We start from the raw sequence: 16,442 nt of genomic DNA, 5'->3' as shown, positions 1-16,442 counted from the left end.
TACGCCGGCTTTCAAAAACTATTTCAAAGAAATTAGTCTCGAAGCTCCCGACGCAGTATTTTACCTACATTGGTTTTTGGTAAGTCATCTTTGAAAACAACTTGCTTAGGCATTTTGTAACCCGTTAAGTGATTACGGCAATGCGCGATAACGTCTTTTTCAGTAAGTGAGTCGTTATTTCGTACTACGAATAATTTAACAACTTCACCGCTGACTTCGTGAGGAACCCCAACGGCAGCTGCTTCAACAATATCGTCATGCATTGCAGCCACTTCTTCAATTTCGTTAGGAAACACGTTGAAACCTGAAACTAGGATCATATCCTTTTTACGGTCAACAATATAGAAGTAACCTTCATCATCTACCGTTGCAATGTCACCAGTAGCTAACCAACCGTCTTTCAAGATTTCTTCTGTTGCTTCTGGGCGGTTTAAATACCCTTTCATAACTTGAGGGCCTTTCACCCATATTTCACCAGGTTCGCCTTTTTCTACAGGGTTACCATCATCATCTAGAAGCTTGATATCCGTCGACGGAACCGGCATACCGATTGCGCCTTTATAAGCTTCAATCTGGGGTGGGTTTACCGCAACAACAGGTGAGCATTCTGTTAGGCCGTAACCCTCAAGAAGTACTGTTCCCGTAACCTTTTCCCATTTTTCTGCAACAGGGCGCTGAACAGCCATACCACCGCCTAAACCAAACTTAAACTTGCTGAAATCAAGTTCGCTGAATCCAGGCGTATTAAGCAGACCGTTAAACAAAGTGTTTACGCCCGGCAAAATGGTAAATGGATACTTACTAAGTTCGTTTACAAAAGCCGGCATGTCACGCGGATTAGTGATAAGTAAGTTACGGCAGCCGTATTTAACGAACATAAGGCAGTTCGCCAGTAATGCAAAGATATGGTAAAGCGGAAGCGCGGTAACTACAAAGTCTTTACCTTCTTCAATCACGGTTTCTAAAATACCTGAAACCTGCTCCAAGTTTGCAACCATATTGCGGTGAGTAAGCATCGCGCCTTTAGATACACCAGTTGTTCCACCTGTGTACTGAAGGAATGCTAAATCGCCACTGTCTATGTTTGGACGCTTGTATTCAAGAGACTGGCCTTTTTTAACCGCCGACATAAATGAAGTGGTTTCAGGTAGATTGAATGAAGGCACCATCTTTTTAACGTACTTAACAACCGCATTCACAACCCAACGCTTAGGTGCGGGTAACATGTCACCCAAAGCCGTCAAAAAGACTTCTTGTAAGTTAGTATCTGCGATGACCTCTTCCAAAGTACACGCAAAGTTCTCAACAATAACAATAGCTTTAGCATTGGCATCGTTTAACTGATGCTTTAATTCGCGAGCGGTATAAAGAGGGTTAACATTCACTACAACCATACCAGCACGCAATACACCAAACATGGCTACAGGGTACTGAAGGAGATTAGGCATCATGATTGCAACCGCATCGCCGCGCTTTAGTCCGCTAGATTGTAAGTAAGCAGCAAATTGCGCTGACAAGGTATCTAGCTCTTCAAACGAAATTGAGTGCCCCATGTTAATAAAGGCTTCTTTATCTTTAAATTTCTTAACCGACTGCTCGAAAATATCTACTACAGATGCGTAACGATCGGCATCAATTTCTGCGGAAACGCGAGGGTCGTAATGCTTAAGCCAGGTTTTTTCCACCAAAACCTCCTCTACTTTATTCTTATACTATTTAATGAGCACTTTAGAAGGCGTGCCCGTGTAACTGGTCTGATAACTTGCGAATAGTATAGGAAGTGTAAAAAAAAATAAACGGCACAATTTACATTTGCTCAACAAAATTGCGAATTAATAGCCCTATATCATCAGTATTTTCCATGTGAATATGATGACCGCCTACTAATTGTTCGTATTGTGCATTTAAGAACCACCCCTTCCTTTGTGGAAAGACCGTCTCTAGATTTTTAAAGCTATTAGATGCACCGATAAAAAGTACAGGACATACAATAGCACGCATAAGAGATTCTGCCTGCTTTTCTGTCAGCCTTAGCGATGATTTTGTGCGAAGTTTAGGGTCGCTTGACCAAAAACAGTGACCGCCTGCATCTTGGGTTAAGTTTCTTGATAATATTGAGCGAGCGTGCTCTTCTGGAATATCAGATATCTTGCATCTTGCTTTAACAGCATCTTCTAACTCGACAATCCGCAATTTATTACGCGATTTAGCATGACGACTGACAATGGACTCTCGCATTTGTAATGCAGTCGTTTCTTCAGTTTCAGTTAGCGGACCACATGCATCGATGCTAATAACGGCACTGACTTTGTCTGGGAACAACGCTGCGAAAAGACTAGCCAATATTCCGCCAAGGGAGTGCCCGAGTAAAATAACATCGTCCCAACCTTGAGACTCTATTAAGCCATAAAGGTCTTGCAGATAATCGGCTTGATTGTAATGCGCACCTTGAGCACGGTGACTTGAGCGACCATGCCCCGCAAGATCAATAGCAACAAAGCGATGTGTTTGTAAATAAGGCGCCAAAAGCCTCAAGCTTTCCGCATTGTCCAGATACCCATGCAGGCCGATGATGACCTTGCCAGCACCTTCGTTATCTAAAGCCGCTAAGTGTAGTGTTCCAATATTAAATTCTGTTTCAATCATAACATCCTTTATCGGCAAACAATTGCCGCCCCACTTTCGCTTTTTGTTGTACTAAAAAACAAGGCGGCAATAATTTGCCGCCTTGTTAAATGGTCTTACTTCTGTTTATCTTCTCTCAAAGGTTGTGCAGTAGACTTCGTCCTGGTGTTGCTAGCGCCAGTTTTCCGAGATGGTAATCTCGCTTTACTTGGCGCGTTTTGATAACGGATAACACGGGTTCTATTGAAATGAGGATACATCCACGGCCCATTAAAGCGGTAAAATGGCGAATACCAGCCGGTGTGGTAGTTAAAAAAGTAGGTGTTTACATCGTAAACCTCTTGTTTTCTCCACATGTGATAGTCTTCAGCGATGATCGTTGGATAAATATAAGGTTGCTCTCCCACCATGCCAGCAGTTGGCGTGGAAAGAGTGCCTAAAAATGTAACAGAACGCCCTTCTTCAAAAACAATTGGATCTACAAAGCCATCAATTTGCACTTTGAAACGACCTGCCGTTTCGCCATTTGTGGAGGGCTTACCATAATGATTCAAAGGAAAGTGTGCGAGTTCAATAAGCGTTTTGTTCGGCTTGTTTTCGACGCCAACTATCATACCGCCCCACCGCGCTTTTTGGCCTTGAGCATTAGCACCTGACGTAACAGCTTTGGAATAGCTGACTAATTGCGTTCCTTCAGGTACTTCAATACTTTCTGGAACTATGGCACAGCCTGTAAATAACATGACCGTAAGTAAAACTAAATAACGAGACATTAAAGCGCTCCTTTGAACCCTAGAAAAAATGTTGCGCCTGTATGGTTTTCCTTTGCAAAAGCAGCTGATTTAAAAGGAATCCACGTGCGGCAGCACATTTTAAAACTCTTATAAACTTTTATGTATCTCTTTAAGTTAAAAAGAAAAACCGCACTCTAGCAACTAAACATTAGCATTATTACGTAACGACAACCACTGTCGTTCAATCAATGCAACCCATAAATGAGAACGGTAGTCTTAAACAAACACATTTTAGAGTAATGTTAATGGCGGTTTGTTCCGAATACTGAACGAAATTTAACAATTCGTTAGAAATATTTATCTATGCGAAAATAGCTGAGCGTAAAGCACTAAGCGTAGATATCTACACCAAACATTGATTGGATAGAATCCCGTTGTTGTTGTTTTTCGAAACTGTTGTAAGAGGCTATTGCATTTTGAGAATAGCTGTTGCCGTCTTCACGGATAAATTGTTGGTACGCTTTGGCGTTATCCGTACCCTGTTCGTCGGGCGCAACAACGATCGCCTTAGCAGACGATTCATTTTGCCCTTTGTTTTGCTGTTCAGGGTCTTTGTTAATTTTAGCGACACGACCCGGGGAAGGTTCAGAGGACGGTAGCGCGAAATTATTATTGATAATCATACAAACTTAGTGAGGCAAAAAACGTACCATACAAGAGCGAAATTTGCCATCTCGCTCGCATTTATGAGGTACGCTTTTTCGAATTGTTACTCTCTACCTGGTAACTTTTTCCATGTTACTTTATCGCGTAAATAAACGGGCTCCACATTCACAGCTTCAGTTACTTCACCTTTTTGATAAGCATCTAGTGCGTGCTTAAGCATATACTGTGCGTTTGGAAGGGTGACCTCAGACGTTACCTCGCCACATACCTCAGACTTCCACTGTTCAAGCTCTTTATAGGCAGACCAGCCTGTTCCAGCAGCGATAACACTCGCACTACTGCTATCTCGAAGGGCGTTTAGTTTCTCAATGGCAATATCTGGCGGGCAAACCTGCTCTTCAACACAAAGTACAAGGCCACTATGTGACTGTGCGTAAACCGCGAAATACACTTCATTCATACGCGCGTCCGACGCAACGGCAATTAACGTGTCTTTGTTTTCAGTTTTAGACACCACTTCATTCGCCATGGCTTCAAGGGTGCTTACGCCGGCTACTTTTAATCCCGTTCCCAACGCCAACCCCTGAATCATACCTGTAGCAATGCGAACACCGGTAAAGCTGCCTGGACCTCTACCAAAAGCCAATAAATCTAAATCACCCAATGTTACCTGCGCTTCTTTTAATACGTCATCTACCATGGGAAGTAGCCGCTGGCTATGCTGCTGAGGGCATACTTCAAAGCGTGTAATTACAATGTCGTTAAACTGAAGCGCAACCGAACAAGCTTCGGTAGCCGTGTCTATAGCTAAAATGTTCATGCTTATCTCTTATTTCATATAAACTGAAAGTGGTGTTAACAGCTCAATACACGTTAACCACTTTTCAGTGATTTAACTTAGGCTTCATCAATGCCGGCTAGAAACTTTTCCACTTCGCCTAAACTTCTTGTTCTTTTCATATCTGGCAAGCTACCGACAAAGGTTTTAGCGTAAGGTTTCGTAACCAGACGATTGTCGCATATTACCAATACGCCCTTGTCAGACGGGTCTCGGATGAGCCGTCCTGCCCCTTGTTTTAACGTAATAACAGCCTGAGGAATTTGAATAACTCCAAAGGGATTAGCGCCTCGTTTTTTCACATCATCCATGCGCGCTTGCAGCAATGGATCGTCAGGAGAGGCAAAGGGCAGCTTATCAATCATCACACATACAAGGTCATTACCTCGCACGTCTACTCCTTCCCAAAACGCTCCCGTACCCATTAGTACAGCTTTTTCATCAGCAAGATAGGCATCAAGCAGCGCCTGTTTTGTTGTTGTTCCTTGTACTAGCAACGGGTTATCTATTTCATCCTCTAGCTTTTGCGCTATTTCTCTAAGCATTGCGTGGCTTGTAAACAGCAAGAAACACCTACCGCGACTTGCTTTAATCAGCCGTTTAGCCGTTTCTAACAAGGTTTCGCGCATAGCGTAGCTATTAGGCTCAGGTAAATAGCGGGGTACACACAACATGGCCTGCTCTGGATAATTAAACGGGCTATCCAACCCTAATGTTTCTGCATCTTCCAACCCCATTCGGCGTTGAAAGTGGTCAAACCCGCCATTCACCATTAAGGTTGCTGACGTAAAAATCCACCCGCGCGGCGGCGATGTTATAAAGCGTCTGAATTTAGCAGCAATTGATAAGGGCGTTAAATGCATAATGAGATGGCGCTGAGTAGTTTCATACCACAAACTTACATTTTCTTGCTTATTGTCGCTTAACGCATCTAACTGTTCTCTTGCAGCCACAACACGTTCGTACATGTTGTCTAAATCTTTATCACGGCCAATATGTAACTTACACACTTCATGCAGTACACCTAGCGCTTCGGCCAGCTTGCCCACCTGCATGCGAACGTCGTCACGGTCTAGCGCCTCGGCCCAGTTGCCGCGTTCAGCAGTATCCGGGAACAATAACCGCAAATCAGAGGCAATCATTCTGCATTTATCAGCCGCTTTATCCAGCTGCCCAGCGTCTTTGAGAACCGTTCTAAATAGCAGCGTAATATCTTTTGCAATGTCGTGAATTTGTCGCGTTGAAAGCGACTCACCGAAATAGTCACTGGCAATATCAGGAATTTGATGGGCTTCGTCAAAAATAATCGCATCTGCTTCAGGAATGAGCTCGCCGAACCCAGTGTCTTTTAGTGCCATATCAGCAAAGAAAAGATGGTGATTAACTACGATTATATCCGCGTCTAGCGCTTTTCTTCGTGCTTTTACCAAATAGCACTCTTCGTAGTCAGGGCAATCTCGTCCCAAGCAGTTATCCACTGTAGAGGTAACAAGTGGCAAAACACGGGCATCTTCAGGAAGGGTTTTAAGTTCGCCCATATCACCTGTTTTTGTGGTGGTAGACCAACGTTTCACCTCTGAAAGCTGGCCCAACACCTCTTTTTCAACAAGGGTAGAATTACCACCGTGTTGTTCTACGCGATGAAGGCAAAGGTAATTCGAGCGCCCTTTTAACAGTGCGGCTTTACGTTTACTGCCCAAGGCTTTTTTTACCAGCGGTAAATCCCGGTGAAATAGCTGTTCTTGTAGGTTTTTAGTACCGGTAGAAACAATGGCTTTCCCATCGCTCAATAATGCAGGCGCAAGGTAGGCAAAAGTTTTTCCAGTTCCTGTACCCGCTTCAACTATTAAACTGCCTGTGGTATCGATTGCGCGCTTAACCGCCTTAGCCATTTCAGTTTGAGCTTCGCGAGGCACGAACCCCTTGATAGCACCGGCAAGGAGGCCATCTGAAGAAAATACGTTGTTTATTGTGGGCATTGTTTAAGCGCTGTCATTACTTTTCTATGTTAGGCCGCGCATTATGCCAAAAAGGCTATAGAATGCCCATTAAAGGTTTACATTTTAACGACTGTATTCGCAGTGATATAGCTTTTCGAATATTGCTAGGGCCCAAGTTAACGTTCAAAAAAAGCGTCAACTAAATCGGCGAGTGATTCTTCAAGTTCTTCTTCAAAAGCGTCGATATCGATACCAAAACTATCCATATATTTAGCCGCATTATCACGGGAAAGTACGGCATTTTTTATCTGAAATTCAAGCTCAGGTAGTGTTTTGTCGTAACGGGGCTTAATGGTCCACCGCAAACAGTGACCATTGTTGTCTTTTAGCTTCTTTTTAGCAAAAACACAGAACTCCTCGACATAGTCAGCACCTTGCGGCCCAAGACACCCAGGTTCTATGCGGTACATTACTAGCAGCTTTTTGTATAGCGGAAGTCGCGTTTCCATCACATCTTTGAATAGCTTAAAGATTTGATTATCGGAAAATTTTGAGGATTTTACCAGTTAAGTTGTGGAGTAAATGAGGTAATTACCTCATTTACTCGAATTAACTATTCTGCAAGTTCAGGGTCTTTTATGAACAGGATATCCATAATAATTGCAGGGTCCCACTCGCGCATTTCTGCTTCACATTTCAATCGAATTTCGTCTAACTCACTGATTGTAGCAATCGAGAATGCATCATCCACAATAATGTGGACTAAAAGATAAACATCCCTACCCCGTTTGCTAATCCGCACTTCCACATGTTCATACGGTACGTTTGCCAACGTCTTTTTGAATTTCTTTTCAATCACTGCCGAAATCGCTTCCGGTGGGGCCTTATTAATTACCTCGTTAAGACTTTCACGTAAAATCTTAAAAGGAACGGGCAACATTGCCGAACCTAGAATGATCAACAGAACAGGGTCAATATAGGGAGACAAGGTTTTATATTCGGTGAACTCTAATGCAAAGGCCAAAATGAAAGCGAACAAAATGGATGCACTCAACACACCGTCTATCATCCAAGTATGGGAGTCAACTTTCACCAAGTCCGATAACAAGTGCTTTCCCTTCACGCGCATGTAAAGAGAAATACCAAAGCAGCCTAAGGTCGCTACCACACCGTAGACCATGCCAATGCCATATTCAGCAGCTTGCCCACCCGCCAACAAACTCTGAACAGAACTTGCGACGGCATACATGCACGTAGCAATGATAATGAGCGACTTAAACATGTTTAGCGCAGGTTCAATCGCCGTATAACCAAAATGGAAACGGTCGTCATCAGGACGTTGAACTAAGTTAGCGACTTTCAGTGTCAGCATTGACATAACAAAAGCGATTAACGAGTACGCAGCATCAAATAAAATGGCGCCTGAACTCGTTAAAATGGCAAAACCAAGCGCAATGAACACAAATGCGCCAGCAATATAAAAAGAGAGCGTTAACAAACGCTTTTCTTCAAGGTGATGGAAACCAACGTCCATAAATATCACTTCGAAATTGAGGTGCGCGGATTCTACGTCGATATTACAAAAATGATAGTACTTCAAATCAAAATAGTACCTGAGGTATTTCAATGTTCCTTACGTTCAGTTGTTCGAAATTTGTTAAAAACAGTGAGTAACATTTGCAGAATAACCTAAAGAACTCGCAATACACATTCACATATGCTCTCCCACAAGAACCTCAAACCACTGTTTTGAATAACATTTTCACAAATGGCATGTACCATGAATATTTCCTTATGAATTCTCTCCTCCGTTTTTAAGCAGTATGGAGGCCGAAAACCAAGGAGTAAGATATGAAAAAGTTAACTATTGCTACATTAATTAGTGCCGCTCTGTCTGCTGGTGCATTTGCTGGCGACAATATGGAAAAAATCGACACTACGTTCGTCGATTTAGACAACGACGATAATGGCTACATCTCACGCGAAGAAGCTGACGACGATGAGATTCATGCGCATTTCTCGAAAATTGATGCTAATTCAGACATGCAACTTTCAGTTGAAGAGTTTAATTCTCATGTTATGAAGCATCCTCAACATTTCGATGATGAAGTGCTCGCTACGGTAAAGTCGATGAAAGAAAGCATGGGTACTGAAGGTACGATGAATACGACAGTTAAGGTTGATTCCGATATAGATGAAATGGTTGCTGCGACGCAAGACAAGAGGCTAACCCACGAACTAAGAGCTGAGACAGATCTGAAAGCCAATGGAAACTTAAAAAAAACAAACGTTGAAAAGGTCGCGGAAGATACGGTTGTTAACGATAAGACGGTTATCGCAGATGAAGCGGTGATTGCGCGTAGCAAATTCGAGAGGATGGACGCTAACAGCGATGGCGAACTTACCAAAGCTGAAGCCTCAAGAAGTGGCGTAACACGCGACTTCGACAAAATCGACTTAAATGACGATGAACTAATTACACAAACGGAATTTAAGCGTTATCAGCGTACGTCCGAAGTACAACATGAAGATAACTCGGAAGAATAGCAGCGAAGTAAGAAAAGAGCCGCATTAGCGGCTCTTTTAGCGTCAGAGACGGGCTTAGCTGCCACTGCAGTTATTGGGAAGCCGAGGACTAAGCGTGATGCACATCCCTTGTCAGATCTTTTAGTGGGAAGCTGTTCAGGCTTTGGTGTTGCCTACGCCCTCTCTAAAACTCGAAAAGCCCATTAAATCTGAAGTTTAAAGCCTTAAACAAAATATGCACCGGCAAAACCGATTTAAATAGCTCGAAGTGAGTATGTGCAAAGTAAGAAAGGCTCCTTTCTGTTGTAAAAGGGAACTGACTTCCAACAAATGAGCCTTTAACTTTCGGGCGTGGATTTAATCACTTTCTCTATATCACTGTTACCACTTAACCGGGCGAGATCTATCAAGTAACCTTTTTCTAGCTTATTTAAAGTATGGCCTTCGAGTCGCGCCTTAACCTCTTCTACATCTCCATTGGCAATAGAAGTCTTTAGCGCAGCATGATTATTTAAAGAGCGGTCTTCTGTTTTTTCAGTTGAATCATTCGCGGTCATAGTTCGTCCTTAATTTTTACCTAGTAAAAGATGAAATCACTCATCTACCCTTTGTAGTCGAAGGCAGCCCTAAACGATCAAAACTTCAAGCCACCCATACTTCAAAGTGCCAAGGCGCAAGTTTACAGAGGGAGTTAGATTTAAATACTCGCCGTTTGTCAGTGTCCCAATGCGTGTATTCACCTTGAAATAGCGGTTCTTCGAAGGTTACTTCTACCTGCTCGCTTGAAAAGTTAATAACAACAAACACTTTTTCCCGCTCGTTATGACGTAAAAAGCTAAAAACCTTGTCCATTCTTGAGTTTGGGACCTGAATCATCCTTGCGCCATACTCTCCGTTTCCTAATACCGCTTTAGATTTTTTAAGTGCAATAAGCTTGCGATACAAGGCGCCAATTTCATGGTCTTGCCACGCTATTGGATCGCGTTCAAAGAATGCTAACCGTTTGGTTTCTCCCGCTTCCTGTCCGTTGTGAATAAGCGGCATTCCCTCACCGATGACAGACAAAGCAATGCAAGCTTCAAGCGCATCGCCAAATTGCTCGCGCTGGGTGCCATCCCAAGCATTTTTATCGTGATTACTAACAAAGGTCATTCTGTAAGCTGAGAGAGGCCAGCTGCGTTCGTTCCACGAATAATATTTACGCAATCTATCTAGTGAGCACTTTCCGTGAGCGAGCTCATGAAGTGTTTCATTCCAGCTCCATGCATAGGTCATATTGAACGCATTTTCGTGAAGATCTCGATTCTCCCATTCAGCCAACATGAAGACTGGTCTGATTGCGCTTAGCGTTTGCACTGCTTGCTGCCAAAAATCGTTGGGGACATACCCAGCTACATCACAACGAAACCCATCGATATCAAACTTTTCAACCCAGTAGCACAATGCATTAATCATGTATTTTCGAAGGCCAATGTGTTCATAATCAAACTCAATAATATCGCTCCAATCCCACCACGGCGAAGGACGAAAATCCCCCTTGTAGTCTTTGGCGTACCACTCGGGATGTTGTTCAACCAAAGGGTTATCCCACGCGCTGTGATTGGGCACCCAGTCTATAATGACTTTGAGAGATAGCCGGTGCGCTTCGTCCACCAGCGCTTTGAAATCTTCTTCGCTACCAAATTCTGGGTTAATGGCCAAGTAGTCTTTAACGGCATAGGGGCTACCAAGTTCACCTTTTCTGTTCTTTTCGCCAATAGGATACACAGGCATTAACCAAACAATATCCGCTCCCAACGATTTGATATGCGCTAATCCTTTTCTCACCCCCTCAAAATTACTTTCTTCTGAAAACTGCCGAGTGTTAACTTGATAAATAACCGCATGAGATGACCATTCTGGCTGACGTACGTTATAGCGTTTCTGAGGTACAGGATTGATATCCATATTATCTTTCCTTTTGCAGATTAGCGTTTTTAAAGAAGAACTCGCATCACACGCACCACTTTAGGCGCTACCGTTTGGAGTAACAGCGATAGACACACTTAAAATATTGGTAAACTTGTAACACCTAAAATTAGTACCCATATGCCGAAAAAAAGTTTTAGACGCTGAACAGAAAATGCCAAAACTACATATTTCGCAATCATTCCCCCAATAATTGCACCAGCCCCCGCAAACAGAACAACGTGCCATATCACAGACTCGCCAATAAAAGCGTGATACGGCAATGCAGACCACACGGTGAACGCCGATAAAATAACGGCTATAGCGATAGACATGGTGACATTAAATCCGCGAATTATGAGGTAAACAGCGACTAACTCTCCGACCCCCACCGAAAGCCAGGCAGTAATAATTCCGCCCAAAAAACCAATGAAGGGTAAAAACACTAAGTCTTTTGTTTGTAAATCATTCTTAAAATGAGTGCGTTTCATTAGCGGAATCGACGCAAAAATGGCCATCGCCAAAAGTACGGAAAAGCTGCCAAAAGCAAAATGTAGGTTATTAGCTCCGCCCCATAAATGTTCAAGCAGTAACTTACTTTGCGAGGAATATTGCGCAAACCCTATACCGCAAATTGATGAAGGTATGGTTAGCATTAGTGCGCTCGGCAACGCTTTCCAGTAGTCATCGTGCTTGTGCTGTCTTTTATAGTAAGTTGCCCAAGTTAATGCGCCAGCCGTCATACCACAGCATTGAATTGCAAAACTGGTGGCGACTACACTTTGAGGTGAGAAAGACAGATAATTGAAAAATGGAACAAACACAACACCGCCACCAGCGCCTGTAGCGTTTGCAAATATAGCGCCTATCACACCTAATCCACCAAAGAGCCCGAACTCTTCAATAAGTGCTAATGGCGATGACTGAGCCAGCAATATACTTAACCATGCGCACACTAAAAAAAGCCCAAACAGCTTAACCGGTCTTTGTTTTATAAAAGAGAACACACTTATCCTTCTTAATATGACAACCACACGCCATAACCTCAAGTTTTGAGCAAGACTGCTGTCTAGCGCGCGTACAAATTTCGAACTATTGTTACCTATCTACGTATAAGCTTTTGCTTACTCATTTAACCTATACAAGATTTATTGAACGCATGGTTGAAGTATCTACATTTGAGCATAACGTGCAACTGCATCTTACACCGAACCGCTCGGCATCGTGGCAACAAACCAAACATCTGATATTGGTGTTTGCCCTATTTATAAGTGGTATCGCCATCGCTTGGTCTTTGGTTGGCGTTTGGATCATATTGCCTTTTGCAGGTTTAGAGGTAGGCCTTCTTGCGCTAATTATGCATTTAGTATCTAAGTCTACCTACCAGTGGGAATCCGTGGCCGTGTCTTACCGAAGTATCTCTGTTCGCTGTTCAAACGGAGCATTACTCGTTTTTTCTCGACAAGGTACTTCGCTATATTTCATTGAGGATTTAGGCAAACAACGTCTGCCCCGCGTACTGCTAAAAAGCGATTATCAACAGTGTGAACTGGGCGCGTTTTTAAACGCAGACGACAAACAGCGTTTACATTTGAGTTTAAAACAAGCTGGCGTAATGGTGTGCACAAACAGGTGGTGGTAAGAGAGATTTAATCGGTTTCTAACTAGGCAATAAGCACCTTAACCCAACGTCTATATGACATAAAATTAATGATCATCATCTTGGTTTTCGACTATCTACTTAATAATCGCGAATTTATTAGGCCGCGAAATAAAAAGGGCAACATTATGAATTTATATATCGAGTCTATAGAAGGTGGAAACTATTTAGCCGCTACTGGTGTAGGAGCAAATCGAACTCTAGTTAGAGATAATAAGTCACAGCCAAAATCGTTTCACTGCCTTAATGAAATAAGAGAACATTTCAATACAAAAGATTTCGACCACGTATGGCTACGGCAAAGTACACCTTACGAGGAAATGGTGGGTCAAACCGATCATCCTGGTGCGTTAGAGTTAGAGATTGAATGGTAACTTACCCACTGTTTTCATGTTGCGAAATTTTGCGGGATTACGTTGTCAACAATTGAAAAATTGGTGGAATAGTCTGCTTAAAAAGGCGATTCAAATTGAACTCGCCCTTTCAAACTTCCCGTAACTGACAAAACTTAGGTTACGCTGCTTTTTGCAACTTAAAAAAGAAGGTTGTTCCTTTGCCTAGGGTGCTTCTAACATCGAGGACAGAGCCATTGATTTCCACGAGTTTTTTACAAATAGCGAGTCCAAGCCCAGCGTTTATTCCTCTTTCTTTTTGACTATTTGAAGCCTGATATCGAGTATCAAATATGTATTGTAATTCGCTTTGCTCAATACCAATTCCAGAATCTTCAACTTCTACTACGATACCGTCTTTATCGTTTTGAACGGCTAACACAATACTTCCGTTGGCCTTTGTATGCCGAATTGCATTTCCAATTAGGTTAGTCAGTACTCGCTCTAACTTTTCAATGTCAGTACATACAATTGTCTCAATATTATCGGGAGCCACCGTGAGGGATATCTTATGTTCTGCCGCTTTTAAAGCAAATTTAGCGGCAATATCGTGTAATAACTCTCCTATTGGAAAGCGTTCATTAGATACGTTTACTTGGCCAGCTTCTAAATAGGCTAGTTCAAAAATTTGATCGATTAAACGCTTGAGATTTTGGGAGTTTTTGAGAGTTATCTGAATAAACCTTTGGCGTTCTTCCGCACTTAGTTTCTCATCGTTTATCGCTAACGTTTCAATATAACCCTGAAGGTTTGCAAGCGGGGTGCGCAAGTCGTGAGACAAGTCCGCAAGCAAAGCGCGACGCCTTGCATCAATGCTTTGTAGCTCTTTGAACTGCTTTTGAATATGGTCGACCATATCATTGAATGCGCATCCCAACTTCTGAACTTCATCCACACTATCTCGCTTCCATTCCATCTTTTCATTAGCCGAAGTAAGCATGTCGTAATTAGAGTCTCTTACTTTTTCCATGGCACTGGTAAGGCGGTTGATAGGCCGAGTTAAAAATGCGAATAGTGTTACCATCATGGTAAGAAAGAGACTTAATGTTGTTACTCCAATAAGAGTGTACTGAGCAAAAAGGCGGTTGTTAGTTAACTTATCAACAATAGAATCATAACGCTCACCACCGATAATGACATACAAATACCCTTGTAGATTACTGTCTTTATACACGGGGGATGCGGAAAATATTTTGTTTTTTGCAGGGTTTCTAGGGTCTTTGCCGAGAATAGGTAGCGCTTGAGATTTTTCTAAAAATGTATGAACTGGCTCTAAAGGAACTTTGCTGGCCTTTACCTTACCAGGCTCAGCGCTATAGGTAAGAATATTGCCTTCAGTATCTAAATAATAAAACTCAAAACTAGGCCCTAAAATCATCAAGGTATGAAACAGGTTACCCAAGCCTTCATAGTCGAAAACACCGTCTTTAAGCAATGGATTGTCTTGTACGAGGTGTTCTGCAAGTTCCAAATGCAGCTGTTGTTCAGCCTGATGGCGCGTGACGGTCTGCATATCATTTGACCACCAAACAAAGGCGGTAGTCATCATTAAAAATGCCGTGATGGTAACTAAAGAAAGTCGCTGATAGAAACGCGTTTTCATGCATTTAACCCTTCTGGATTAAATTTATAACCTACTCCCCAGACGGTTTGCACAATTTTCGGTTGGGCCGCGTCAAACTCTATCTTTGCGCGTAGGCGATTAATGTGCGAGTTTACTGTGTGCTCATAACCACTGTGAGTATACCCCCAAACCGACTCAAGCAACTGATTTCGGGTGAATACTTGCCCAGGTCGCTTCGCTATGTAAAAAAGCAAATCGAACTCTGTGGCTGTTAATTCCAAAAATTCTCGCCCTCTTTTTACACTTCGAGTTTGTGCGTTTATCGTAAATTGGCCAAATGCAATCTGTTCCGCCACATCATCGTTTACACTCTTTTCTTCCAATTGATGTACTAAGTCTACCTTGCGCAGCTGTGCTCTCACCCTCGCCTGAAGCTCTCTTACGCTGAAGGGCTTTGACATATAATCATCTGCCCCTAACTCAAGGCCGAGTACCCTATCAGTCTCTGAGTCCTTCGAAGTTAGCATTAATATGGCTTGCGCTGGCTTTTGCTGTCTTAAAGTACGGCAAATATCTAACCCGCTCATAGAGGGAAGCATGACATCGAGAATAATCACGTCAAAATCATTAGTAAGCGCTACATCAAGCGCCTGCCTGCCGTCAGAACAGATAGTAATATCAGCCCCTAATTCAATTAGATTAACGCGAATGAGCTCAGCTATATCTGGCTCATCCTCAACGGTTAGAATTTTGTAGTTCATATATTTTTACCGGAAAAAAGTAGCAATCAGCGCTCTGATTGCTACTTTGAACGCTACTCTACTCGAGAAATCGAGATTTTAGCCGTAGGGTTGTCAAAGCCATGTTGCTTAGTTAACACTGACGTTGATAGACCATCCTGTTGTGAAACAATACCAGGGTGCATTGAAACGAAATCCACATCATCTCTTAATGCATTGAAGCCTTCGCCACCTGGGTCTGCTGGACCAGGCATAGTACCTGCAGCTTCAGAATTGGCTTCGGTACCTGAATCGTATGTTCCAGCCCTGAAACTCATCGACTCACCCACTTCCAAACCAGCTAGCGATACAGCATTTAAGCCAGTAAAAGCATCGTTAGTATTCACTAGCATGGTAGCCACGCTAATCAATGCACTATCATTGTCGTCGATAGCAATTTCGATGCTTTCTGATGCGCCCGGTAATATCAAGCCCACACCACTCTCACCAACTTCAACAAATGGTAAGCCAAGGACAAAATTATTGTCTCCACCTTCAGAGACGTATTCTAATTCCTCGGAAGCGGGGCTACCGATTTCCCACAGTTTATCTTCACTGTGAAGAATTACAGCCACAGGAGAAAAAGGTTGAGCATTGGTTAAATTTGTCACCGTCACTTGGTAAACGCTTGTTACTGTTGGCGTAGGTGTTGGCTCTACATCTGAACTGGGCGAGTCATTATCACTGCCGCATGCTGCTAGAGCCAATACTGATATCATACCCAGCGCAAGTCTTGACTTTTTGATTCCTAAATTGGATAACATGACAATC

General features: G+C 42.8%; 17 protein-coding genes. 3 read left to right on the top strand and 14 right to left on the bottom strand.

Going from position 1 to position 16,442, the window contains the following annotated elements:
* Positions 1 to 32: 32 nt before the first annotated feature.
* From fadD to KL866_RS07610, 8 genes are all read right to left on the bottom strand, one after another.
* Positions 33 to 1,685, bottom strand: a complete 1,653-nt coding sequence (gene fadD, locus KL866_RS07645) for a long-chain-fatty-acid--CoA ligase FadD (RefSeq protein WP_025255744.1) — start codon at positions 1,683 to 1,685, stop codon at positions 33 to 35.
* A gap of 121 nt (positions 1,686 to 1,806) precedes the next feature.
* Positions 1,807 to 2,646, bottom strand: coding sequence for an alpha/beta fold hydrolase (locus tag KL866_RS07640; protein WP_025255745.1), 840 nt, complete (start codon positions 2,644 to 2,646; stop codon positions 1,807 to 1,809).
* A gap of 95 nt (positions 2,647 to 2,741) precedes the next feature.
* Positions 2,742 to 3,398, bottom strand: a complete 657-nt coding sequence (locus KL866_RS07635; RefSeq protein ID WP_214994406.1) for a Slp family lipoprotein — start codon at positions 3,396 to 3,398, stop codon at positions 2,742 to 2,744.
* 350 nt (positions 3,399 to 3,748) lie between these two features.
* The gene (locus tag KL866_RS07630) at positions 3,749 to 4,042 is read right to left on the bottom strand and encodes a hypothetical protein (RefSeq protein ID WP_214994404.1); all 294 of its coding nucleotides are present in this window, start codon (positions 4,040 to 4,042) and stop codon (positions 3,749 to 3,751) included.
* Positions 4,043 to 4,128: 86 nt separating this feature from the next.
* Positions 4,129 to 4,845: a tRNA (adenosine(37)-N6)-threonylcarbamoyltransferase complex dimerization subunit type 1 TsaB gene (gene tsaB, locus KL866_RS07625; protein ID WP_214994402.1), complete on the bottom strand. Its 717-nt coding sequence runs from the start codon at positions 4,843 to 4,845 to the stop codon at positions 4,129 to 4,131.
* Positions 4,846 to 4,922: 77 nt separating this feature from the next.
* Positions 4,923 to 6,842 (bottom strand): ATP-dependent DNA helicase, encoded by a 1,920-nt coding sequence (locus KL866_RS07620; RefSeq protein ID WP_214994394.1) that lies wholly within the window; start codon positions 6,840 to 6,842, stop codon positions 4,923 to 4,925.
* A gap of 137 nt (positions 6,843 to 6,979) precedes the next feature.
* The gene (locus KL866_RS07615) at positions 6,980 to 7,312 is read right to left on the bottom strand and encodes a hypothetical protein (RefSeq protein ID WP_025255750.1); all 333 of its coding nucleotides are present in this window, start codon (positions 7,310 to 7,312) and stop codon (positions 6,980 to 6,982) included.
* Between the two features lie 104 nt (positions 7,313 to 7,416).
* Positions 7,417 to 8,337, bottom strand: coding sequence for a cation diffusion facilitator family transporter (locus KL866_RS07610; protein WP_214994392.1), 921 nt, complete (start codon positions 8,335 to 8,337; stop codon positions 7,417 to 7,419).
* A 317-nt stretch (positions 8,338 to 8,654) separates the two neighbouring features.
* Between KL866_RS07610 and KL866_RS07605 the strand changes: the two genes are divergently transcribed.
* A complete protein-coding gene (locus KL866_RS07605) occupies positions 8,655 to 9,350 on the top strand; it encodes a calcium-binding protein (RefSeq protein ID WP_214994390.1) in 696 nt (231 codons plus the stop codon).
* A 317-nt stretch (positions 9,351 to 9,667) separates the two neighbouring features.
* Here the strand turns inward: KL866_RS07605 and KL866_RS07600 are convergent, their stop codons facing one another.
* From KL866_RS07600 to KL866_RS07590, 3 genes are all read right to left on the bottom strand, one after another.
* Positions 9,668 to 9,886 carry a hypothetical protein gene (locus KL866_RS07600; RefSeq protein WP_214994388.1) on the bottom strand — a complete coding sequence of 73 codons (219 nt, stop codon included), beginning with the start codon at positions 9,884 to 9,886 and terminating at the stop codon, positions 9,668 to 9,670.
* 85 nt (positions 9,887 to 9,971) lie between these two features.
* Positions 9,972 to 11,276: an alpha-amylase family glycosyl hydrolase gene (locus tag KL866_RS07595; protein WP_025255754.1), complete on the bottom strand. Its 1,305-nt coding sequence runs from the start codon at positions 11,274 to 11,276 to the stop codon at positions 9,972 to 9,974.
* Positions 11,277 to 11,374: 98 nt separating this feature from the next.
* Complete coding sequence (locus KL866_RS07590; protein WP_025255755.1) at positions 11,375 to 12,283, bottom strand: sulfite exporter TauE/SafE family protein; 909 nt, start codon at positions 12,281 to 12,283, stop codon at positions 11,375 to 11,377.
* Positions 12,284 to 12,435: 152 nt separating this feature from the next.
* Between KL866_RS07590 and KL866_RS07585 the strand changes: the two genes are divergently transcribed.
* Positions 12,436 to 12,918, top strand: a complete 483-nt coding sequence (locus KL866_RS07585; protein WP_025255756.1) for a DUF2244 domain-containing protein — start codon at positions 12,436 to 12,438, stop codon at positions 12,916 to 12,918.
* Between the two features lie 146 nt (positions 12,919 to 13,064).
* The gene (locus tag KL866_RS07580) at positions 13,065 to 13,310 is read left to right on the top strand and encodes a DUF6482 family protein (RefSeq protein ID WP_025255757.1); all 246 of its coding nucleotides are present in this window, start codon (positions 13,065 to 13,067) and stop codon (positions 13,308 to 13,310) included.
* 139 nt (positions 13,311 to 13,449) lie between these two features.
* Here the strand turns inward: KL866_RS07580 and KL866_RS07575 are convergent, their stop codons facing one another.
* The 3 genes from KL866_RS07575 to KL866_RS07565 are packed head-to-tail and all read right to left on the bottom strand — an operon-like array spanning position 13,450 to position 16,435.
* Positions 13,450 to 14,931 carry a HAMP domain-containing sensor histidine kinase gene (locus KL866_RS07575; protein ID WP_025255758.1) on the bottom strand — a complete coding sequence of 494 codons (1,482 nt, stop codon included), beginning with the start codon at positions 14,929 to 14,931 and terminating at the stop codon, positions 13,450 to 13,452.
* Positions 14,928 to 15,653, bottom strand: coding sequence for a response regulator transcription factor (locus KL866_RS07570; RefSeq protein ID WP_025255759.1), 726 nt, complete (start codon positions 15,651 to 15,653; stop codon positions 14,928 to 14,930). Before KL866_RS07570 ends, KL866_RS07575 begins: the two co-directional genes overlap by 4 nt.
* Positions 15,654 to 15,706: 53 nt before the next feature.
* The gene (locus tag KL866_RS07565; protein ID WP_025255760.1) at positions 15,707 to 16,435 is read right to left on the bottom strand and encodes a spondin domain-containing protein; all 729 of its coding nucleotides are present in this window, start codon (positions 16,433 to 16,435) and stop codon (positions 15,707 to 15,709) included.
* Between the last annotated feature and the right edge of the window lie 7 nt (positions 16,436 to 16,442).

The sequence above is a fragment of the Alteromonas sp. ALT199 genome, from assembly GCF_018619335.1.
Lineage (GTDB): Bacteria > Pseudomonadota > Gammaproteobacteria > Enterobacterales > Alteromonadaceae > Alteromonas.
The sequence above is the reverse complement of the archived record's forward strand: the minus strand, read 5'-3'. Positions and strand labels throughout refer to the sequence as shown.

Bases quoted from the DNA above. Each gene is read 5' to 3' on its own strand.
- KL866_RS07630 (WP_214994404.1), bottom strand. From the start codon at position 4,042: ATGATTATCAATAATAATTTCGCGCTACCGTCCTCTGAACCTTCCCCG.
- KL866_RS07640 (WP_025255745.1), bottom strand. From the start codon at position 2,646: ATGATTGAAACAGAATTTAATATTGGAACACTACACTTAGCGGCTTTA.
- KL866_RS07620 (WP_214994394.1), bottom strand. From the start codon at position 6,842: ATGCCCACAATAAACAACGTATTTTCTTCAGATGGCCTCCTTGCCGGT.
- KL866_RS07635 (WP_214994406.1), bottom strand. From the start codon at position 3,398: ATGTCTCGTTATTTAGTTTTACTTACGGTCATGTTATTTACAGGCTGT.
- KL866_RS07570 (WP_025255759.1), bottom strand. From the start codon at position 15,653: ATGAACTACAAAATTCTAACCGTTGAGGATGAGCCAGATATAGCTGAG.
- KL866_RS07600 (WP_214994388.1), bottom strand. From the start codon at position 9,886: ATGACCGCGAATGATTCAACTGAAAAAACAGAAGACCGCTCTTTAAAT.
- KL866_RS07585 (WP_025255756.1), top strand. From the start codon at position 12,436: ATGGTTGAAGTATCTACATTTGAGCATAACGTGCAACTGCATCTTACA.
- KL866_RS07565 (WP_025255760.1), bottom strand. From the start codon at position 16,435: ATGTTATCCAATTTAGGAATCAAAAAGTCAAGACTTGCGCTGGGTATG.
- KL866_RS07580 (WP_025255757.1), top strand. From the start codon at position 13,065: ATGAATTTATATATCGAGTCTATAGAAGGTGGAAACTATTTAGCCGCT.
- KL866_RS07595 (WP_025255754.1), bottom strand. From the start codon at position 11,276: ATGGATATCAATCCTGTACCTCAGAAACGCTATAACGTACGTCAGCCA.
- tsaB (WP_214994402.1), bottom strand. From the start codon at position 4,845: ATGAACATTTTAGCTATAGACACGGCTACCGAAGCTTGTTCGGTTGCG.
- KL866_RS07575 (WP_025255758.1), bottom strand. From the start codon at position 14,931: ATGAAAACGCGTTTCTATCAGCGACTTTCTTTAGTTACCATCACGGCA.
- KL866_RS07615 (WP_025255750.1), bottom strand. From the start codon at position 7,312: ATGGAAACGCGACTTCCGCTATACAAAAAGCTGCTAGTAATGTACCGC.
- KL866_RS07610 (WP_214994392.1), bottom strand. From the start codon at position 8,337: ATGGACGTTGGTTTCCATCACCTTGAAGAAAAGCGTTTGTTAACGCTC.
- KL866_RS07605 (WP_214994390.1), top strand. From the start codon at position 8,655: ATGAAAAAGTTAACTATTGCTACATTAATTAGTGCCGCTCTGTCTGCT.